Origin of the sequence: Kluyvera ascorbata ATCC 33433 (assembly GCF_000735365.1) — a bacterium.
Lineage (GTDB): Bacteria > Pseudomonadota > Gammaproteobacteria > Enterobacterales > Enterobacteriaceae > Kluyvera > Kluyvera ascorbata.
The window spans coordinates 18,647-38,790 of record NZ_JMPL01000025.1; the positions used below are offsets into that span (position 1 = coordinate 18,647).

Annotated in this window: 23 protein-coding genes; 21 read left to right on the forward strand and 2 right to left on the reverse strand. The window is 57.2% G+C overall.

Annotated elements, in window-relative coordinates; genetic code table 11:
* Positions 1 to 44: 44 nt before the first annotated feature.
* The 12 genes from GKAS_RS08760 to catA are packed head-to-tail and all read left to right on the forward strand — an operon-like array spanning position 45 to position 9,816.
* Entirely contained in the window at positions 45 to 1,172 is a 1,128-nt protein-coding gene (locus GKAS_RS08760; protein ID WP_035893523.1) for an acyl-CoA dehydrogenase family protein, read from the forward strand.
* 22 nt (positions 1,173 to 1,194) lie between these two features.
* A complete protein-coding gene (locus GKAS_RS08765; RefSeq protein ID WP_035893525.1) occupies positions 1,195 to 1,554 on the forward strand; it encodes a hypothetical protein in 360 nt (119 codons plus the stop codon).
* 8 nt (positions 1,555 to 1,562) lie between these two features.
* Positions 1,563 to 2,117: a nuclear transport factor 2 family protein gene (locus GKAS_RS08770; RefSeq protein WP_246870727.1), complete on the forward strand. Its 555-nt coding sequence runs from the start codon at positions 1,563 to 1,565 to the stop codon at positions 2,115 to 2,117.
* Positions 2,107 to 3,417, forward strand: coding sequence for an aromatic ring-hydroxylating oxygenase subunit alpha (locus GKAS_RS08775; protein WP_035893526.1), 1,311 nt, complete (start codon positions 2,107 to 2,109; stop codon positions 3,415 to 3,417). The genes GKAS_RS08770 and GKAS_RS08775 overlap by 11 nt, the downstream gene beginning before the upstream one ends.
* Positions 3,418 to 3,900 (forward strand): aromatic-ring-hydroxylating dioxygenase subunit beta, encoded by a 483-nt coding sequence (locus tag GKAS_RS08780; protein ID WP_035893528.1) that lies wholly within the window; start codon positions 3,418 to 3,420, stop codon positions 3,898 to 3,900.
* Positions 3,901 to 3,910: 10 nt separating this feature from the next.
* Positions 3,911 to 4,651 carry an SDR family NAD(P)-dependent oxidoreductase gene (locus tag GKAS_RS08785; RefSeq protein WP_035893530.1) on the forward strand — a complete coding sequence of 247 codons (741 nt, stop codon included), beginning with the start codon at positions 3,911 to 3,913 and terminating at the stop codon, positions 4,649 to 4,651.
* Between the two features lie 10 nt (positions 4,652 to 4,661).
* Entirely contained in the window at positions 4,662 to 5,594 is a 933-nt protein-coding gene (locus GKAS_RS08790) for a PDR/VanB family oxidoreductase (RefSeq protein ID WP_035893532.1), read from the forward strand.
* A 10-nt stretch (positions 5,595 to 5,604) separates the two neighbouring features.
* Positions 5,605 to 6,099, forward strand: coding sequence for a flavin reductase (locus GKAS_RS08795; protein ID WP_035893534.1), 495 nt, complete (start codon positions 5,605 to 5,607; stop codon positions 6,097 to 6,099).
* Between the two features lie 21 nt (positions 6,100 to 6,120).
* Entirely contained in the window at positions 6,121 to 7,464 is a 1,344-nt protein-coding gene (locus GKAS_RS08800) for an MFS transporter (RefSeq protein ID WP_035893536.1), read from the forward strand.
* A complete protein-coding gene (locus tag GKAS_RS08805) occupies positions 7,451 to 8,563 on the forward strand; it encodes a muconate/chloromuconate family cycloisomerase (RefSeq protein ID WP_035893572.1) in 1,113 nt (370 codons plus the stop codon). Before GKAS_RS08800 ends, GKAS_RS08805 begins: the two co-directional genes overlap by 14 nt.
* Positions 8,564 to 8,575: 12 nt before the next feature.
* Entirely contained in the window at positions 8,576 to 8,854 is a 279-nt protein-coding gene (catC, locus tag GKAS_RS08810; RefSeq protein WP_035893537.1) for a muconolactone Delta-isomerase, read from the forward strand.
* 35 nt (positions 8,855 to 8,889) lie between these two features.
* The gene (gene catA, locus GKAS_RS08815) at positions 8,890 to 9,816 is read left to right on the forward strand and encodes a catechol 1,2-dioxygenase (RefSeq protein WP_035893539.1); all 927 of its coding nucleotides are present in this window, start codon (positions 8,890 to 8,892) and stop codon (positions 9,814 to 9,816) included.
* 122 nt (positions 9,817 to 9,938) lie between these two features.
* Here the strand turns inward: catA and proX are convergent, their stop codons facing one another.
* Both proX and GKAS_RS24810 read right to left on the reverse strand, forming a co-directional pair.
* Positions 9,939 to 10,934, reverse strand: coding sequence for a glycine betaine/L-proline ABC transporter substrate-binding protein ProX (gene proX / locus GKAS_RS08820; protein WP_035893541.1), 996 nt, complete (start codon positions 10,932 to 10,934; stop codon positions 9,939 to 9,941).
* Positions 10,935 to 11,622: 688 nt separating this feature from the next.
* The gene (locus tag GKAS_RS24810; protein WP_147281556.1) at positions 11,623 to 11,904 is read right to left on the reverse strand and encodes a hypothetical protein; all 282 of its coding nucleotides are present in this window, start codon (positions 11,902 to 11,904) and stop codon (positions 11,623 to 11,625) included.
* A 358-nt stretch (positions 11,905 to 12,262) separates the two neighbouring features.
* On the opposite strand from GKAS_RS24810, the gene GKAS_RS08825 reads away from it, so the two are divergent.
* From GKAS_RS08825 to GKAS_RS08865, 9 genes are read left to right on the forward strand one after another with little or no spacing between them, the layout of a single operon-like run.
* The gene (locus GKAS_RS08825) at positions 12,263 to 12,835 is read left to right on the forward strand and encodes a fimbrial protein (RefSeq protein ID WP_035893543.1); all 573 of its coding nucleotides are present in this window, start codon (positions 12,263 to 12,265) and stop codon (positions 12,833 to 12,835) included.
* A 53-nt stretch (positions 12,836 to 12,888) separates the two neighbouring features.
* Positions 12,889 to 13,434 (forward strand): fimbrial protein, encoded by a 546-nt coding sequence (locus tag GKAS_RS08830; RefSeq protein ID WP_035893545.1) that lies wholly within the window; start codon positions 12,889 to 12,891, stop codon positions 13,432 to 13,434.
* 41 nt (positions 13,435 to 13,475) lie between these two features.
* Complete coding sequence (locus GKAS_RS08835) at positions 13,476 to 14,192, forward strand: fimbria/pilus periplasmic chaperone (RefSeq protein ID WP_035893547.1); 717 nt, start codon at positions 13,476 to 13,478, stop codon at positions 14,190 to 14,192.
* Positions 14,193 to 14,216: 24 nt separating this feature from the next.
* A complete protein-coding gene (locus tag GKAS_RS08840; protein ID WP_035893549.1) occupies positions 14,217 to 16,847 on the forward strand; it encodes a fimbrial biogenesis usher protein in 2,631 nt (876 codons plus the stop codon).
* A 16-nt stretch (positions 16,848 to 16,863) separates the two neighbouring features.
* The gene (locus GKAS_RS08845; RefSeq protein WP_051910739.1) at positions 16,864 to 17,877 is read left to right on the forward strand and encodes a fimbrial protein; all 1,014 of its coding nucleotides are present in this window, start codon (positions 16,864 to 16,866) and stop codon (positions 17,875 to 17,877) included.
* Between the two features lie 9 nt (positions 17,878 to 17,886).
* Positions 17,887 to 18,423 (forward strand): fimbrial protein, encoded by a 537-nt coding sequence (locus tag GKAS_RS08850; RefSeq protein WP_035893551.1) that lies wholly within the window; start codon positions 17,887 to 17,889, stop codon positions 18,421 to 18,423.
* A gap of 30 nt (positions 18,424 to 18,453) precedes the next feature.
* Positions 18,454 to 18,945, forward strand: a complete 492-nt coding sequence (locus tag GKAS_RS08855) for a fimbrial protein (protein WP_051910740.1) — start codon at positions 18,454 to 18,456, stop codon at positions 18,943 to 18,945.
* Positions 18,945 to 19,454 carry a fimbrial protein gene (locus GKAS_RS08860; protein ID WP_035893553.1) on the forward strand — a complete coding sequence of 170 codons (510 nt, stop codon included), beginning with the start codon at positions 18,945 to 18,947 and terminating at the stop codon, positions 19,452 to 19,454. The genes GKAS_RS08855 and GKAS_RS08860 overlap by 1 nt, the downstream gene beginning before the upstream one ends.
* A 14-nt stretch (positions 19,455 to 19,468) precedes the next feature.
* Positions 19,469 to 20,140 (forward strand): fimbrial biogenesis chaperone, encoded by a 672-nt coding sequence (locus GKAS_RS08865; protein WP_035893555.1) that lies wholly within the window; start codon positions 19,469 to 19,471, stop codon positions 20,138 to 20,140.
* Positions 20,141 to 20,144 lie beyond the last annotated feature (4 nt).

A 20,144-nucleotide genomic window follows, 5' to 3' on the forward strand; every position in this document is an offset into this window, starting at 1 on the left:
GTTCGCTCTGCGAACGGCTGCCTATAAAAATTATGGAGAAAACCATGTCTGCCATCCAGGTTCGTGAATCGCTGGTTCCGCTGCTGAGCGAAGTGAGCGCGCGCAGCACCGATTTTGAGCATCAACGCCATATTTCCGACGACATCATTACCGGTTTTAAACAGGCGGGCGTGTATCGTGCGCTGGTGCCAAAAATCTACGGCGGCGACGAGTGCACTCCGGCGGAGTTCTGCGAGCTGATTGAGCAGATTGCCACCGCGGACGGTTCCGCAGGCTGGGTGGCGAGCTTCGGCATGAGCCCGTTTTACCTCGGTGCGCTGCCGGTAGAAACGTTAAAAGCACTTTATCGTGACGGCCCGGACGTGGTCTTTGCCGGCGGGATTTTCCCGACACAAAAAGCGCGACAGGCCGACGGTGGTTATCGCGTCAGCGGACGCTGGAGTTTTGCCAGCGGCAGCATGGGCGCGTCGGTGCTGGGCGTGGGTATTCTGCCCGACGGCGACCAGGCGCTGCCGCGCATGGCGGTGCTGCCCCGCGCCAGCGTGCAGATTGACCCGGTATGGGACACCGTAGGCCTTGCCGGAACCGGCAGCCATGACCTGCTGGTGGACGACGTGTTTGTGCCACAGGATTGGACCTTTATTCGCGGCGGCGCCTTGAACCTCGAAGGCCCGCTGTACCGCTACCCGGTGCTCTCGTTAGCCACTCAGGTGCTTTCTGTGGTGGCGCTCGGCGTGGCCCGCGCGGCGCTCAACGAAATTTATGCCATTGCTCATCGCCAGCAGTCGGTCACCGGCGCACCGCGTCTGGCCGACCGCCCGCAGGCGCAGATGCAAATTGCCCGCTGCGAGGCTGACCTGCGATCCGCCCGCGCCTGGTTCTATGACGCTATCGACGATGTCTGGCAGCAACTGCTCAGAGGCGATGATGCGGACTGCGCGCAGATCAACGCCTTACGACTTTCCTCAACCCACGTGACCCGTGTCGCTGCCGATGTGGCGCGCCAGGCGCTGGCGCTAAACGGCATGGGTGGCGTCACCATGACCAGCCCGCTGCAGCGCTACGTCCGCGACACGATGGTGATTACCCAACACGCCTTTATGGGCGACCTCTCGTACCTCAACGCCGGTACGGTCTTTTTCGGCGGTAAACCGATGCCCGGTTACCTGTAATTTTTAACCTAAGGAGCAACCAATGAGCCAATCAACCACACTGCGCGTGCTGTTTTGCATCGGCGTGAACCAGAACTTTTTTGACGCCAGCCAGGCCGAAGCCAAACAGGTATGGGCCGCTTTCGGCGTGATGATGAAAGGGATGGAAGAGACCCCGGGGATCACGGTAATCGGCAACATGGACGACGACCAACTGATGGTCGGGCCGTCCACCACCGCGCCGTGGACCACCTACGTGCTGGCGGACGCGCAGGCGCTGGAAAACGTGGCGGCGGTTTGCAACCTGTTCCGCACCACCCCGGTCGGCGACGGCGGCAGCAAGCTGTGGAAGTACTGCAAAATCGAAGCCCGCGTGGGTCGTGAACTGATTATCCAGGGTTAAGGGAGCCGATGATGACCTCTCAGGATGCGCTGCGCCTCCAGCAGCTCGAAGACCAGCAGGCCGCGCGGGTGTGTATCAGCCACTACATGTACCTGTGCGACCGGCTGGATGCACTCGACACGGTACAGGCCATTGGCGCGCTGTTCTCTGTCGACGCCTGCTGGCAAGGCGTGGGCGAACCCTACGCCGCGCGACTGGGGCGTCATCAGGGACGCGCGGCGATTATCGCGATGATGGCGGGCTACGTCCGCCAGCCCGCGCACTTTGCCATGAACGCGCACTTTCTCTGTTCAGAGGCGCTGACGAACGCAGCAGGCGGAGAGGTACAGGGCCGCTGGCTGATGCTGCAAACGTCGGCCTTCAGCGCGGGCGGCGCGCACCTCAACGCCGCCGAATTAAACGTCACCTTCCGGCGCGAAGCGGGGGAGATGGTGATGCACCATTTCACCACCCGCAACCTGTTTAGCCGACCCGTAAGCCACTGGCACGCCGAGGATACGCTCCCGGTGCCGGACCAAAATCAGACCGTCGAAGACGTGCAGGAGAATGGACATGCAGTGTGACCACCTGATTAATGTGAAGAATATCGATACCACGATGCCGAACGCGCCGAGCCGCGAAGCGCTTGCCTCGCTGGTACAGCACGACCGTGTACACACCTCGCTGTACACCTCTGAAGAACTGTTCAATCTGGAGCTGGATCGCGTGTTCGGTAAAACCTGGGTTTGGGTGGCGCACGCCAGCGAAATTCCGGAGACCGGCAGCTTCAAAACGACTGAAATTGGCACCCAGCCGGTGATTGTGGTGCGCGACCGTAAAGGCAACGTCCACACGCTGCTTAACCGCTGTCGCCATCGCGCGGCCACCGTCTGTGAACATCGCAGCGGCAAAACTAACAGCTTTGTCTGCCCGTACCACGGCTGGGGCTATGCGCTGGACGGCAGCCTGCGCGGCGTGCCGCACCCGGAAAGCTATGCCGACCAGTTAGAAAAGGGCGAACTGGGGCTGGTGTCCCTGCGCACCGAACAGTACGCGGGCATGATTTTCGCCACCTTTAACGACCACATTGAACCGCTGGAAGATTTCCTCGGCGCGGCGAAAAAGTGGATGGATCTGTTTATGAAGCAGGGCGCGGGCTACCCGATCAAAACCGGCCCGGCACACCGTTTCCGCTTCCCGGGCAACTGGAAAATCCAGCTCGAAAACACCACCGACGGCTACCACTTCCCGGTGGTGCACCGTTCGTTTTTAAGCTCGGTCGATAAGCAGACCGAGGAGATGCTCAACTTCGTCGACGGCAGCGGTTACGTCGAAGACCTTGGCAACGGCCATAGCGTGATGGTGATGATCCCGGAGCTGGTGGATCTGGAAGCCAACCTTGATGCGCCAATCCCTGAACGCTTTACCGAACTGGCCGACGCCCTGCGCGCCGATCATGACGAAGATCAGGTACGCCGCATCGTCCGCGCGGTCGGCGGCTCCGGCTTCAACCTCAATATTTTCCCGAACATTGCCTGCTCGATGGCTTTCTTCCGCGTCCTGCAGCCGGTGTCGGTAAATGAAACCGAAATTCACCATGCGGTGATCACCATGGACGGTGGCCCGGAAATCGCTAACCAGGCGCGTCTACGTCTGCACGAACACTTCCAGGGGCCGATGGGCTTCGGTACGCCGGACGACTCGGAAGCATGGGAGCGCGTACAGCGCGGAGCCACCGCCGGTGACGACCTGTGGATCATGCTCAACCGTGGCCTGGCGGGGGAATACCGCACCGACGACGGCTGGCGTAGCGACGTTAGCGCTGAAACCGGCATGCGTGCGGCCTACCAGCAGTGGAAAAAACTGATGACGGAGATGGAATAAATGACGACCGCTGAATCTGTACTGTTTAACGCCATCGCGGTTATCAACCTCGAGGGCGACCTGCTGGATCAGGGCGAGTTCGATGCGTGGCTGGATCTCTGGCAGCACGACGGCCTGTACGTAGTGCCGATCGATCCGACCGAAACCGACTTTAAAAACACGCTCAACTACGCCTGTGACGATCACGAAATGCGCGCTAAGCGCGTGAAGCGTCTCTACAGCGGCGAGTCCATTTCCACCACGCCGCGCGCCAGAACGCTGCGCACGCTGTCGCGCTTCCGTCTGCTGGAGGCCAGCGAAAACGAAGTGGTGGTGCGCGGCGCACAGTCGCTGTGGGAGCACCGTAAAGGCCACAGCCGCCACTACGCCGCCGACATTACCTGGCGTCTGCGCCCGCAGGAAAGCGGCTGGCGTATCACGCAGAAGGTGATTCGCCTGGTCAACAGCGACGATGTGCTGCACAGCATCGGCTACATCCTGTAAGGAACCGTTTATGACGCAAACCGTATTAGTAACCGGAGCGGCTTCCGGTCTCGGCAACGTGATTGCCGCTCATCTGCTGGCCGAGGGCTTTCAGGTGGTGCTGACCGATGTTGACGCCGCCCGCGCCGAAGCGGCTGCCGCAAACCTGGATAACGGCGAAGGCAAAGTCCTGGCGCTGGGGCTGGATATCCGCCAGCCGGAAGCCTTTGACCGTGCGCTGACGGCGACCATCGAACGTTTCGGCAGCCTTCAGGTACTGGTCAACAACGCCGCGCTGACGCTCGCCACCCCGGTAATGGACATTACCGCCGAAGAGTTTGACCAGGTGATTTCCACCAACCTGCGCGGCACCTTTGTTGGCTGCCAGACGATGGGGCGCTACTTCGCCCGTCGCGGCTACGGTCGCATCATCAACCTGGCGTCGCTCGCCGGGCAGAACGGCGGCACCGCCTCCGGGGCGCACTATGCGGCGTCAAAAGGCGGCATTCTGACGCTGACCAAAGTCTTTGCCCGCGAGCTGGCGAAATCCGGCGTGACGGTTAACGCCATTGCACCGGGGCCGATGGACCTGCCGACGGTGCATGCGCTGGTGCCGGAAGAGAAGATGCCCGGCCTGTTACAGATGATCCCGGTAGGTGAGCTTGGCGACGCGGCATTTGTCGCTCAGGCCGTGGCCCTGCTGGCTTCCCAAACATCGTCGTTTGTCACCGGGGCCACCTGGGACATTAACGGCGGGCTGTTTATGCGTTAAGGGGCCATCGATGCTGACATTACAGGTTATTCGTCGCGAGCTTCAGGGTGAGGTGGTGCTTCTGACGCTGGCGAAAGCCGACGGTACTGCGCTGCCCGCGTTTACCGCCGGGGCGCATATCGACTTGCATCTGGGCGAGGATCTGGTGCGCCCGTACTCGCTGTGCGGCGATCCGTGCGAACTCAATCACTACCAGCTTGGCGTGCTGAAAGATAGCCAGTCCAAAGGCGGCTCGCTTGCCGTTCACAGGCTACAGGAAGGCGATGAGATTCAGGTCAGCGAGCCGCGCAACCTGTTTGCACTGGATGAAAAGGCGAGCTTCAGCCTGCTTATCGGCGGCGGTATCGGTATTACGCCGATGCTGGCGATGGCGGCGGAGCTGATGGCGGCCGGGCGCGCTTTCAGCCTGCATTATTGTGCGCGAAGCCGTGCACAGGCGGCGTTTGTCGCCCAGTTGACGGCGTCGGCCTACGCCCCGCAGGTGCATCTGCACTTCAGCGATGAACAGCGCATTAATCTTGATGCGGTGCTGTGCGACGTGCCTGCTGGCACCCACGTCTACGTCTGCGGTCCGACACGGCTGATGGATGCGGTCAGCGAGCAGGCCACTGCCCAGGGCTATGCGCCGGAACAGATCCACCAGGAGTGCTTTAGCGCCGAGGTGGAAACCGGTGGTCAGCCGTTTGAAGTGGTGGCAGCCGCCAGCGGCATCACCGTGCAGGTAGCGGCAAACCAGACCATCGTTGAAGCACTGGCGTTAGCGGGGCTCAAGGTCTGCGTCTCCTGTAAACAGGGGATCTGCGGCAGTTGCCTGACCGACGTGCTGGAAGGTGAGCCGGATCATCGTGACCACTATCTGACCGACGAAGAGAAGGCCGATGGCGATCAGATCCTGCTGTGTTGCTCCCGGGCGAAAAGCGCCCGTCTGATAATCGATCTTTGAGGATCTCCCTATGACTCTGCAAACCGAGTTTCGAAACGCCATGGCGCAGTTGGGCAGCGCGGTATCGGTGATCACCACCGATGGCCCCGCAGGTAAATTTGGCTTCACCGCTTCTGCCGTCTGTAGCGTGACCGACCAGCCGCCGACGCTGCTGGTGTGCATGAACCGCAACTCTTTTGCCCACGCGCATTTCAAGCAAAACGTCGCGCTGTGCGTCAACGTGCTGTCGAGCGACCACCAGGCGCTGTCGGGCATTTTTGCCAACGCCAGCCTGCGCTCCGAAGAGCGTTTCTGCCACGACAGCTGGCAGGTGATGGCCAGCGGCGCGCCGGTGCTGAGTTCTGCGGTGGCGAGCTTCGATTGTGTGATTGATGACTGCCACGAAGTGGGCAGCCATTCGGTCTTTTACTGCCGGGTGCAGGCGATTCGCGTCAGCGAGCAGCCGCGCGGGCTGGTCTATTTCAACCGCCGCTACCACACGGTTGGCTGCGACGTGGAAGCCTGATAACGAAAAGGGGAATGCCGGATGAGCAATGTCGTTTCTGAAACTGCCGTCACATCAACGACCGTCCGCCAGGACGCGCAGCAAATGCGCAAGCTGGTTGTCGCGTCGGTACTGGGTAATGCGCTGGAATGGTATGACTTCTTTCTCTACGGCACCGCCGCGGCGCTGGTCTTTGGCCCACTGTTCTTCCCGGTGGGCGGCGACCCGTTGCAGGGCACGCTGCTGGCGTTTTCCGGCTTCGCGGTCGGTTTTCTGGCGCGCCCGCTTGGCGGCATCTTGTTCGGTCATATCGGCGACCGCTATAGCCGCAAGATGACGCTGATAATGACCCTGACGCTGATGGGGGCGACGACCTTTGTTATTGGCCTGCTGCCGACCTACGCGCAGATAGGCATCTGGGCGCCGCTGTCGCTCATCATCCTGCGCTTTTTACAAGGCGTGGCTTCCGGCGGCGAGTGGGGCGGCGGCGTGCTGATGCTGAGTGAAAACGCACCGGCCTCGCGCCGTGGCTTCTACACCGCGTGGAGCCAGATGGGCGTCTCCGGCGGCTTTGTGCTCTCGGCCTTCGCCTTTTACCTCGTCCAGCAGTTACCGGAGAGCGATTTCCTGAGCTGGGGCTGGCGCGTGCCGTTCTTGCTGAGCATCGTCATCTTCCTGGTCGGCGTTTATATCCGCAAAAACATTCGCGAGAGCAAAGCCTTTACGCAGGCAAAGCCGGAAGACAAACACGAAAAGATCCCGCTGCTGGTGCTGGTACGCGAACACCCGAAAGCGCTGTTACAGGCCATTGCCCTGCGCCTGCCGGAAAACGGGGCTTCCTACATTTTCTTCACCTTCTCGGTGGTCTACGCCAAACACATTGGTATCGGCACCGGGGAGATTATCAGCGCGGTGACGCTGGCGATGCTGATTGAATTCTTCTCGATCCTCTTCTGGGGCGCGCTGTCGGACAAGATTGGCCTGAAACCCGTTTACTACATCGGCGTGATTGGCCTGTTGGTCATGGCGTTCCCCTTCTTTTGGCTACTCTCCACCGGCAGCTACGGCGCGGTGATGCTGGCGATGTTCCTCGGCCTGCCGGTGTGCCACGGCGCGATGATTGGCACTCAGCCGTGCATCATGAGCGATCTCTTCCCTGTGCGGGTGCGTTACTCCGGGCTGGCGCTGGGCCACGAAGTGGGGTCCATCTTCTCCGGCGGCCTCGGCCCGATGCTGGCGGTGGCGCTGCTGATGGCCTTCGATGCCTCGTGGCCGGTCTCTTTATTGTTGATGGCCTACGCGCTGCTGGCATGGATTGCCCTGAGAAGCCTGCCTTCAACCCCTTTACCACACAACAATGCAGGAGCTACGGATGTTAACGATTGAATCACTGACCTGCTGGCTGGTGGATATTCCCACCATTCGCCCGCACAAGCTGTCGATGGCCACCATGGGCTGCCAGACCCTGACCATCGTGCGCATGCAGTGCGCCGAGGGCGTGGTTGGCTGGGGTGAAGCCACCACCATCGGCGGGCTGAGCTACGGGGCAGAAAGCCCGGAAGCCATCCGCTCGGCTATTGAAACCTACCTGTCGCCGCTGCTGTGCGGCCAGACCTTCAGCGGCGTAGCGGCGCTGGCCGAGAAAATGAACGCCAGCGTCAAGGGCAACACCTTTGCTAAATCGGCGCTGGAAACCGCGTTTCTGGATGCCCAGGGCAAACTGCTGGGGCTGCCGGTGAGCGCGCTGCTCGGCGGGGCGATAACCGACCGCCTGCCGGTGCTGTGGACGTTGGCGAGCGGCGACACCGATAAAGATATTGAAGAAGGGAAACGGCTGCTGGCGGAAGGGCGACACGACACCTTCAAGCTGAAAATTGGTGCCCGGGATCTCAAAACCGATATCCGCCACGCGCTGGCGATTAAAGCGGCGCTTGGTGACGAGGTCAGCGTTCGCGTTGACGTTAACCAGGCGTGGGACTTTACCACCGCGGTGAAAGGCATGAGTCAGCTACAGGATGGTGGTATCGACCTCGTCGAACAGCCAACCCCACTTTGGGATAGAGAGGGGTTGATTACCCTGAGCCAGCGTTTTGACGTCCCGATTCTCGCCGATGAGGCGGTGGCAACCAGCCACGACGGTTTTGCTCTGGCGCACGGCGGTTTTAGCGGTGCCTATGCGCTGAAGATTGCTAAAGCGGGTGGCCCGGCGCAGGCGCTGAAGCTGGCGCACGTCGCACAGGCGGCGGGCGTGGCGCTGTACGGCGGCACCATGCTGGAAGGCTCGCTCGGCACGGTAGCTTCGCTGCACGCCTGGTCCACCGTAAAGATGCAATGGGGCACCGAGATGTTCGGCCCGCTACTGCTTAAAGACGACATCGTGGTCACGCCGTTCGACTTCCGCCAGGGGCAGGTTTCGCTGCCGCAGGGGCCGGGATTGGGCGTAGAGATTGACCTCGACAAACTGCGTTATTACGCGCGCCACTAAAAGGACATCCCGATGCTGTTCAAAGTTGAAATGACCGTCAATATCCCGTCGTCGTTGCCCAAAGCCGAGGCCGATGCGATCAAGGCCCGTGAGAAAGCCTACGCCCAGCAGCTTCAGCACGAAGGGAAATGGCTGCACATCTGGCGCGTCGCCGGGCTGTACGCCAACGTCAGCATCTTTGACGTGGCCGATAACCAGGAACTCCACGACCTCTTAACCGCGCTGCCGCTGTATCCGTACATGGATATCAGCGTGCAGCCGTTATGCCGACATCCGTCGGCCATTGATTAAAACAACAACCCTTACCCTACGAAGAGGAATACGCAATGTCCGTTAATCCCGCAAAACAGACCGAACTGGAATCCTTACTGGCCATCAGCAGCGGCCTGAACGCCGAGCAGGGCAACGAGCGCTTTAAGGCTATCATGCATCAGCTGCTGAGCGACCTGTGCCAGACCATCCGCAAATTTGATATCACCGACGAAGAGTTCTGGCTGGCGGTGAACTACCTGAATGAACTGGGCGAGCGCAAAGAAGCGGCGCTGCTGGCGGCAGGGCTGGGGCTGGAGCACTATCTGGATATGCGCGCTGATGAAAAAGAGGCCGCCGCCGGTAATGACGTGGGCACGCCGCGCACCATCGAAGGGCCGCTGTACGTGGCGGGCGCCCCGCTCAGCAAGCAGTTTGCGCGCATGGATGACGGCAGCGAGCAGGGCGAGCCGATGTGGCTGCACGGGCAGGTGACCGACCTTGAGGGAAAACCGGTGGCGGGCGCAATTGTCGATATCTGGCACGCGAACACGCTGGGCGGCTACTCGTTCTTTGACCAGTCGCAGAGCGAATATCATCTGCGTCGTCGCGTGGAAACCGGTGCTGATGGGCGCTACGCGGTACAAAGCATCGTGCCTTGCGGCTACGGCTGCCCGCCGGATGGCCCAACGCAGAAGCTGCTCAACCAGTTAGGCCGTCACGGTAATCGCCCGGCGCACATTCATTTCTTCGTGTCGGCACCGGGCTATAAGCACCTGACCACGCAGATTAACCTCAACGGCGATGCCTACCTGTGGGACGATTTTGCCTTTGCCACCCGCGAAGAGCTGATTGCCGATCCGGTGAAAATCACCGACGTTGCGCTTTCTCAGGAGCGCAACATCAACCAGCCGCATACCGAAGTGAGCTTTAGCTTTGCGCTGGTGGAATCGGCTGAAACCAGCGAAGAGAGCCGTATTAAGCGTGCGCGTGTGATGGAGTGATTTGAGGCGTGGTACCGCCCCGGCGGCGCTGCGCTTGCCTGGGCGACAATCGTGCAAAACTCACCATCGGGCGTAGCCCGGGCGAGGCGTTTACGCCGACCCCGGGTTTCCCACAACGCAGCTTACTTCGCCGCCAGCGCCTCTTTTATCCAACCATCAAATGTTTCCTGGTGGGCCTTAATCCAGCCGTCGACGTGGCTTTGAATATCCTCCGGTGTTGATTTCCCGGTATGCATCAGCTGGTTCTGGGCGTTCACGTCCGCCAGCGGCAGTTTCGCCACCGCAAACAGCTTCGCCGCCGCCGGGTTTTTTGCCGCCCATTCTTTATTGGCGACGATGTACTCGTTGTTCACGGCAAAACCGTAGTTCTTGCCGTTTGGTAGTTCGGTATTCAAATCCTTAAGCGTGCCCGGATTCGCCGAGAACGGCACGGTCAGCCACACTACATCCTTCCCCGGTTTAAGCTCATCGCTGACCCAATACGGCGTCCAGGTCCAGTAAAGCACCGGCTTTCCGGCCTTATAGCGGGAGAGGGTATCGGCAATAATCGCCGCATAGTTGCCCTGGTTTTGCGTCACCGTCTTATCAAGGCCGTAAGCCTTAATTTGGGTATCAATCACCGAGCCGCACACCCAGCCGGGGTTACAGCCTGCTAAATCTGCTTTGCCGTCACCGTTGGCGTCAAATAGCTGCGCGAGCTTAGGGTCTTTCAACTGTGAAATATCGGTAATGTGATATTTGTCGGCGGTTTTTTTATCAATCAAATAACCCTGTGCCGCGCCGCTAATATAGGTGCCCTGACGGTAGAATTTCTTATCGCCGCCGCTGGCGTGATACATATCCTGCTGCAGTGGCATCCAGTTGACCGCCATATACGTGGCGTCACCGGAAGCAATTGAGGTATAGGCAACGTTGTATTCTACCTCTTCGATAGGCGCGACATCGTAGCCAAGCTGCTTCAGCGCCCGGTTGATAATTTCGGTTTGAAACGTCTCTTCCGGTAGAGGACTTTGTACTGGATGCACCGTAATGCCTTTGCCGGGGAGGTCTGCGGCATAGAGGGTAGAAGAGGTAAGTAGTGCGGCAAGCGTAAGGGCGCTTTTTGTTGTAGTTTGCATAATAAGACCTTGTTATTTTCGCGTGTTAAGCCAGAAACGACAGGTTATTCCCGCTTGGATAAAAGGTGGAAATAAAGAAAGGTGTGCGAATATTCCCTCAGATAATTAACAATAATAACCTTACCCTAACATATCGTGACGGGTTGGCAATCCGGAATACCTACAGAATGGCCGTTTTATCGTCTTTTTATGGTGAGGTTATTCTTAAAGTTAATATGATACAGCTCGCAAAATTACGGATAAAACAGATAAATACGACAAATAACGGATACCGATAAAAATGGCGAGAACTATAGTTATCAGGATGACTTTTTCATTGCGAAACAGGCATTAAAAGGAGGCAGGGCGATAATTCCGCGTTGCCGATATTGCTCACAGGATGTGGGGTCTAAAATGAATACAGCACGCGTAGTTTGTCTGGCCTTGGCCGCTTTAACGTTATCGACAATGGCTCAGGCTCAGGACCGAGCCACATCGGGAAGAATCCACTTTATCGGAAGCATCGTGGAGGGCGCTTGCAGTGCGGTGCCCCAGAGACAAGCCCTACAGGTCACCTGCTACCGAAACGGTGAAAAACAGACGCACCGGATGGTGGTTCCGACATCCGGTGATTCGCGCTTTATGCAGTCGCTTGGCTCCGTCAGTCAGAGAACGTTACCCGGTCATCCTGAACTTCGCGAAGTCACCATTAGCTATTTTTAAGTTTTCGATAAAAAACGGCCTTTCTCCTGCCCAGCGTGAAGGCCGTTTCCCCATTTTCCCTGTACATCCCCTCATTCGTCAGGCGGTAATACCCGACTAAACGAGTAAGAAAACGACGAGTAAAAAAGTCTTTTCCTATGAATATCCTACAGACATTTTTATAAATAAAAAGTGCATTTTTATTTACTGTTATTTTGTACCCAGGAGATTTATTTTGGGGGTATAAAAAATAAATATTATCTACCGCTGAAACGCTATTCCATTTCATTGCATCATTACCACCAAGGTGGTAATGACACGTAAATTTAACAATTTTTGTTTTGCTATTTTCATTTAAAACAAATGGTTACGCCACACTCTTCGAATGAAGCACCAACGAAGGAAAAAGTAACTGTCCACTATCGGATAAAAACGGCGTTGTAAAACATTAATCGTATTGTGGATAATCTGCGCCGTCGGATGAGGATTATCTGATGACAGAATATTATTTGTAGCGATTGCTGCGAGAAAAATTATCCAACTCAATAATTACTTTGCGGACTATTTAATTTATTAAATGGGAACGTTCCCGTATTTTGTCTTAAACATCAGGGAAATATTAATTTTACAACCCAAAGGCAATGAGAATGAAAAATTTTACGGTTAAAGGACTGACGCTGGCATTAATGATGGTAGGGACGTCTGCAATGGCAATGGGCGGTTCTAGCGATGCTACGGGGCCAACGACCGTGACCGGTGGCTCCGTTCACTTTACCGGCTCGGTGGTTAACGCGGCCTGTGCCGTTTCGCAAGACTCCGTCAACAAAACCGTTGATATGGGTCAGGTTCGTCTGGCGGCTTTCGGTGATCAACCGGTGGCAGGCACGGCGGCAAACCAGAAAACCCCGTTCAGCATCACGCTGACCGACTGCGACACCAGTGTATCTACCGAGGCAACGGTGACCTTTAACGGCGCGGCGGCAGAAGGTAGCGCCGGTGTACTGGACAACATGGCCGGTGCGGGCGGGGCGCAGGGGGTTGGCGTGCAGATTTATGACACCGACGGCACGGCGCTGGATCTGGGCAAGGAGTCTAAAGCCGCCACGCTTATCGACGGTGATAACGTCATGAGCTTCTCTGCGGACTACGTCAGCACCTCCAGTACGCTGACCGCTGGTAACGTCGACGCGACGGCGACCTTTAACGTTACCTACCAGTAACTTTTCAGGAATGGCTTAAGCCACGGACGGCAATTTTGTGAAGAGGAGTAGGGATGAAGCTATCGCAACCGGGTCTGGCGCTGTTGCTGAATGCCCTGATACCGCTCGCCTGGGCGGGTAATCACCATGTGGTGACCGTACCCGGCGGCGATGTGCATTTTACCGGCGCGGTGGTGGAAGCCGCCTGTGCGGTGGATACCAATAGCGATGCCCAGACGGTGGACATGGGGCAGGTGCGATCCAGCCTGTTTAGCGGCACCGGTACCTGGGGAAACCCGCAGCCGTTCACCATCGTGTTAAAGGACTGTGACATCACCATTAGCCAGCAGGTCGGCGTGGCGTTTAACGGTGTGACCGACGAGAGCGATCCAACCGTACTGGCGGTGACCAGCGGCGCAGGCAGCGCGGCTCATGTGGGTATCGGCATCTTTGATAGCAGCGGGAGTGTGATTGTCCCTAATACATCGCCGCAGCTTTTTACCACGCTGAAAGATGACACCAACGTGCTGAACTTTGTCGCCAAATATCGGGCTACTGCGGAAAACGTCTCTCCGGGTGAGGCGGATGCACAAACCTGGTTCACGCTGACTTACATGTAATTATTCCGCCGCGGCGGGCGTATTTTATTAAAAGGTAACTCATGTCTATTTTTTCCCGAACCGGCTTATGGGCGACGGCGCTGACGTTAGCCAGCCTGCCGTTATTCTCGCCGCTTGCCCAGGCTGCCGACTACGGCGGTATTGCGCTGGGTGCCACGCGGGTTATTTATCCTCAGGGCAGCGAGCAAATTTCATTGTCGGTTAATAATACCGACGGCCAGGGCGTCTTTTTAATTCAGTCGTGGGTGGAAAACGCCGATAGCAAAAAGAGCAGCGATTTTGTGGTGACGCCGCCGCTGTTTGTGATTAAACCGAAAAAAGAAAATACCCTGCGGGTGATGTATATCGGCCAGGATGCGTCATTGCCCAAAGACCGCGAAAGCCTGTACTGGATGAACGTCAAAGCCATTCCGGCAGCCACGAAGGAATCGCAAAATAAAAATACGCTGCAAATTGCTGTCCTGAACCGCATCAAGCTGTTTGTCCGCCCGAAAGGCTTAAATATGCCGCCTGCCGAAGCGCCTGCGAAGCTGCGTTTTCATCAGACCGGTTCACAGCTGACGATAAAAAATCCCACGCCGTATTACGTGACGCTCGTTGAGCTTACCGAAGGTAGCGCAGCGCTTCCTGCCACGATGGTTCCGCCATTAGGGCAGAGCAGCCTCGTTGTGCCTTCAACGGCGCACGGTGATATCAGCTTCCAGACGGTAAATGATTACGGCGCGAATACGCCTAAACAGCATGCGGTGATGGACTAATCTGTGGGACAGGTCGGCGAAATAATGACACATCGTATTCGTTATGCCACGCGGTCCATTGCGCGAATTTTGCGCCGTCGACAGTATGGCTACACCTTTATTTTGCCGGCGGCGCTAGGCGCTATTCCCTATACGGCGTATGCGGATAGCTATTTTAACCCCGCGTTTCTATCCGGTGATAATTCAGCGGTGGCGGACCTGTCGCGTTTTGAAAATAGCAATGGACAGGCCCCGGGGAAATATCGGGTTGATATTTATATCAACCAGCAGTTTATTTCCAGCGAAGATGTCGACTTTAAAGCGGATAAAAAAAGCCAGGACGATACCGGGCTGTCGCCGTGTTTTACCCTTACGCGTCTCGAAGCGATGGGGCTTAACCGGAACGCCTTCCCGGCGCTTAAAACGCTCGCGGCGGACCAGTGCGTGCCGTTTGACGCCATTCCTGACGGCAGCACGCGTTTTGATTTTGAACACCAGAAGCTGGATGTCAGCATCCCGCAGGCCGGAATGCAGCAGAGCGCGCGCGGTTATATTCCGCCTGAACAGTGGGATCAGGGAATCAACGCCATGACCCTGAACTATGACTTTTCCGGCAGTAACAGCGGCGGGACCAGCAGCCAGGACAGTTACTACCTGAACCTGCAAAGTGGTCTGAACCTTGGCGCCTGGCGTTTGCGCGACTATTCGACCTGGAACTACAGCCACGGCGAGGGGGATTCGCAGAATGAATGGGAGCATATCAGCACCTACGCCGAGCGAACCATTATTCCTTTAAAAGCCGAGTTGACGCTCGGCGAAAGCTATACGCCATCAGATGTGTTTGACTCGCTCGGCTTTCGCGGCGCGCAGATAGTCTCTGACGACAATATGCTGCCCGACAGCCTGAAAGGCTTTGCGCCGACCGTGCGCGGTATTGCCCGTAGCAACGCCAAAGTGACCATTAAGCAGAACGGTTACGTCATTTACCAGACCTACGTGTCGCTGGGGGCGTTTGCCATTAACGATCTTTATCCCACTTCATCAAGCGGTGATTTACAGGTGACGGTTCAGGAGACAGACGGTAGCGAAAATAGCTACACGGTGCCGTATTCGGCGGTGCCGTTGCTCCAGCGTGAAGGGCGCGTGAAATATGCGCTGACCGCCGGGAAATACCGCAGCAGCAACGATCAGCAGGATGAGGTCAACTTTACCCAGGGGACAATCATCTGGGGGTTGCCAAAGGGCTTCACCGCCTATGGCGGCAGCCAGGTATCGTCTGACTACCGGGCGTTTGCCTTGGGTATCGGGCTCAATATGGGCGATTTTGGCGCGGTCTCGACGGATATCACACAGGCCAACAGTACGCTGGTGGACGGCAGCCAGCACGAAGGGCAATCCGTACGTTTTCTGTACGCCAAGGCGTTGAACTCGCTCGGCACCAACTTCCAACTGCTGGGCTATCGCTATTCGACGCAGGGCTTTTATACCCTTGATGAAACCACCTATCAGCATATGGACGGCTATACCGGTAACGACGGTTTTCAGGATGAAGACCATGACGGCAAGCAGGATAAGCCCGACTGGACCGATTTTTACAATCTCTACTACACCAGGAAAGGCAAGGTGCAGATCAACATTTCGCAGTCGGTAGGCGATAACGGATCGCTTTTTGTCACCGGCTCGGAACAAAGCTACTGGCACACCGACGACACCGACCGGCTTATCCAGGTGGGTTACAACGGTAGCTGGAATGACATTTCCTACGGCTTGAGCTGGAACTATGACCGAACGCCTGGGGAGAGCGAGGCCGACCAGGTTTACGCCTTTAACGTGTCGCTCCCTATTGGCGAATGGCTATCCGGGCGCGGAAACGCCGATGTGTACCACGCGGCAAATACCCTGAATGCGTCGTACAACATGAGTACCGACCGTCACGGTAAAACCTCACAGACGGCGGGCGTCAACGGCACGCTGCTTGCTGAAAACAACCTGAGCTACAACGTGCAGGAGAGCTACGGCAACCATGGCACCGGCGACAGCGGTAACGCCAGCCTTAGCTATCAGGGCACCTACGGCAACCTGAAGGCCGGCTACAACTACAGCGATGGGTATCACCAGCGTAACTACGGTATGAGCGGCGGCGTGGTGGTGCATCGCAACGGCGTCACCCTCAGCCAACCGCTGGGCGATACCAATATTCTGGTGAAAGCGCCGGGTGCCGCGGGTATTGCTCTGGAAAACACCACCGGCATTAAAACCGACTGGCGAGGCTATGCGGTAGTGCCTTACGCCACCACCTATCGGCAGAACCGTGTGGCGTTGGACACGAATTCAATGGGGCAAAACGTCGACATCGATGACGCGGTGGTGAACGTGGTACCCACCCAGGGTGCGATGGTGCGTGCAGAGTTTAATGCCCACATCGGCGCGCGCGTGCTGATGACGCTCAACCACAGCCACAAACCGGTGCCGTTTGGTTCGACGGTCACGGTGAACGATAGCCAGCAGAGCAGCCTGGTGGGGGATGACGGGCAGGTCTATCTCTCCGGTTTACCGCAGTCTGGCACCCTGACGGTGCAGTGGGGGCAGGGTGATGATAAGCGCTGCTCCGTGGCCTGGCAGCTATCAGCCGAGCAGATGGACACCTTTAATCGACTTGCTGAAACCTGCCATTAACGATGTGGAAACGGTCATGAAAACGATAAAAAATCTTCTGTTCTTTCTTGTGTTGATGGGCGCGGCCAGTACGGCATTTGCCAGCTCATCTGACAGCTGTACCAATGCTTCTGGGTCTACGCAAAACGAAAATTTCGACGTCACCACGTCGCTGACGGCGGATACCAACGTGGCGGGGAAAACCACTCAGGTGGTTCGTTCTGGCGATATTAATATGCACGCGATCTGCCCGAAGGTGAGTTCTAACAAGAACAACTATACCTACCGCTCCTACGTTTCGAATTACCCCGTGGTCGAAACCTCTGGCAACTGGAAATACCTGTCACTCAACGATTATCTCGAAGGGGCGCTGCGGGTGACTGACGCGGTTGCCGGGGATATTTACGCACCGGCGAACTACGCCAAAATGGGCCAGGACAGCTGCGTTTCCAAGGGCTGCAATTTCCCCGTCTCGGATTCGGACATCACGTTGCAGATAAAAATCGCCAAGCCTTTTGTTGGCAACGTGACGATTCCCCAGACGCGGCTGTTTAACGTCTATATCAACCGTAACAACACATCGTCGTTCGGCACGCCGGTTTATACCATCTCGTTTAGTGGCTCGATTACCGTACCGCAAAGCTGCGAGGTGAATAGCAATCAGGTTATCACCATCGACTTTGGCACGATCTCCTCCGGCAACTTTAAAACCAAAGGGCAAAAACCCTCAGGGTTTACCCCGGTCAGCAAACAGGTGCCGGTGAAGTGCTCGGGGGGCGTGAGCGAAATGGCGAGCCTGAGTTTCCGTTTCCAGGGGCAGGCTGACGTCAACGAACCGACGGCGATTGCCAGCGACAACAGCGATATCGCCGTGCAGTTCACCGATATTCTCGGCAATGTGATTACCCCTAACACCGGCACTATCCCGTTCCAGCTTGAAAACTATACCGCGACGGTGCCGTTTACCGTCTTTCCTATCAGCGCTACCGGTAAAAAGCCGCAGCAGGGGGTATTCCATGCTCAGGCCTACATCGTGGTCGACTTTAACTGAGGCACAAGGATGAGCGGAAAACAGAAATACTGGCTGGCGGCAGGATGGGCGCTTTGCATGACAACCTGCCATGCCTCGGATAACGGCGTGGAAATTGATATGAGCGGCACCGTCGTGGCGGCAACCTGTGATGTTGATACGGCGGACACGGCACAAACCATTTTTATCGGCAACTTCAGCAGCAACGCGTTTCATGCGGTGGGGGACGTTTCATCGACGGCTAACCTGGTGATTCGGCTGACTAACTGTAGCAGCGATATCGCCGGAGCCTCGGTGATGTTCAGCGGTTCGCCGGATAACGACAACAGCAAGCTGCTTGCGTTATCCGACACCACCGGTAAAGGCGGAATGGCCTCCGGCGTCGGCGTGGAGATCCTCGACGGTAATAAAAAAAGTGTGCCCATCAACACCGCAAGCGACAGCCAGACGCTACAGGAAGGTGACGACAACGCGTTGAACTTTTTCCTGCGCTATCAGGCGACGAAGATCCCGGTCACCGCCGGTAACGCCTCGTCGGTGATGTATTTCGATGTGACCTACCAGTGAGTGGACGATGAAAGCCTTTGTCTTTTTTTGATGAGTACGCTGAGCCTGGCGGCAATGGCCCATGACGGCACGGTCAACATTACCGGGTCAATTTATGCCAGCAGCTGCGACGTGGACAGCAACAGCCAGACCAAAAATATCCGCATTGGTGATTTTGCCGCCAACAGTTTTAGCAGCGTAGGTGACGTTCAGGGTAACGCGTTGTTAAGCATTACCCTGAATAACTGCACGGCGGAAATCGCCGGTGGGGCCATTACCTTCAGCGGCGATGCCGATACCGATAACACAACGCTATTGGCGCTGAGCGATACCAGCGGCGGCGGCAATATGGCGAGCGGCGTGGGGGTGGAGGTACTGGATAAAGATGGCGGGCAGATTCCGCTCAATAGCCAGAGCAAGCCTTTTGCGTTGAGTGAAGGGGATAATACGTTGACCTTTTACCTGCGCTATATGGCGACGAAAATCCCGGTGACCGCCGGTAACGCGTCGTCGGTCATGTACTTTGACCTGAGTTATCAGTAATGAAAGCTAACCTCATGTTTCTCCTGCTGGCCTGTGCTGGCGCGCAGGCTCACGACGGCACCGTTAACGTCAGCGGCACGATTCAGGACAATACCTGCATCGTGGCGCCTTCTTCCCAGGCGCAAACCGTGCCGCTGGGCGACATTTCCGCGAAACAGTTTGCCACTCAGGGTAGCGGCTCGCAGCCGGTGGCCTTTGTCATCGACCTGCAAAAGTGCGGTGCGGCCGCTACGGGCGTGGATTTTACTTTCAGCGGCACGGCGGATAGCGATGATAAAACCCTGCTGGCTGTCGACAGCGGCAGCGACGCGGCACAGGGGATTGGTATCGAACTGCAAAATGCGGATCACACTCGTCTGCCGCTGAATCAGGCCTCCACGCGTTATGCGCTGGACCCGACGCTCACCGACAATCAGTTTACTTTTTACGCCCGCTATATTGCGACGGCGAACAGCGTGACCAGCGGTACGGCGAAGGCGACCGCGACGTTTACGCTGACCTGGCAATAGCGAGGGACTCTGTGATGAAAAAGGCCGTTTTTGCGCTGCTGGCTTGCTGCTTTGCGGCCCATGCGGGCGTCACCGTTGACGGTACCCGTTTTATTTTTGATGCCGACAAACCGAGTATTACGTTTACGGTGAATAACACTGCGCAACAACGTTATCTGGTTCTGTCGAAAGTGCTGAATGCGCAGGGCCAGGCCGGTAATGACGTACCGTTTATGACTACGCCGCCCCTGTTTCCACTGCTGCCAGGCCATAGCAATATTGTGCGCATTATGCGCATCGGCGGCGACCTGCCAGCCGACCGGGAAAGTCTGTTCTGGCTGAGCGTGGCCAGCATTCCAGAAACGCAGGGAAAGCAACCACCAAACTCGTTGCAGGTGGCTATTCGTAGCCGGATGAAGCTTTTCTATCGCCCGGCAGGTCTGAAAGGGCGCGAAGAGGAAGCCTATCGCCAACTGGTCTGGAAAAAGCAGGGGCGTCAGATTCAGATAAATAACCCCACGCCTTATTACATCACGCTGTTTAATCTGCGGGTGAACGGCAGCACGGTTGACAATGCCGGGATGGTTGCGCCGTTCGCGACCGCCGCTAAAAGCGAATGTCCGGCGTCGGGTGCCTGCGTGGTGCAGTGGCAAACTATCAATGATTATGGGCGCGTCATGCCCGAACTGACGCAGACCTTGAGGTAAGGCG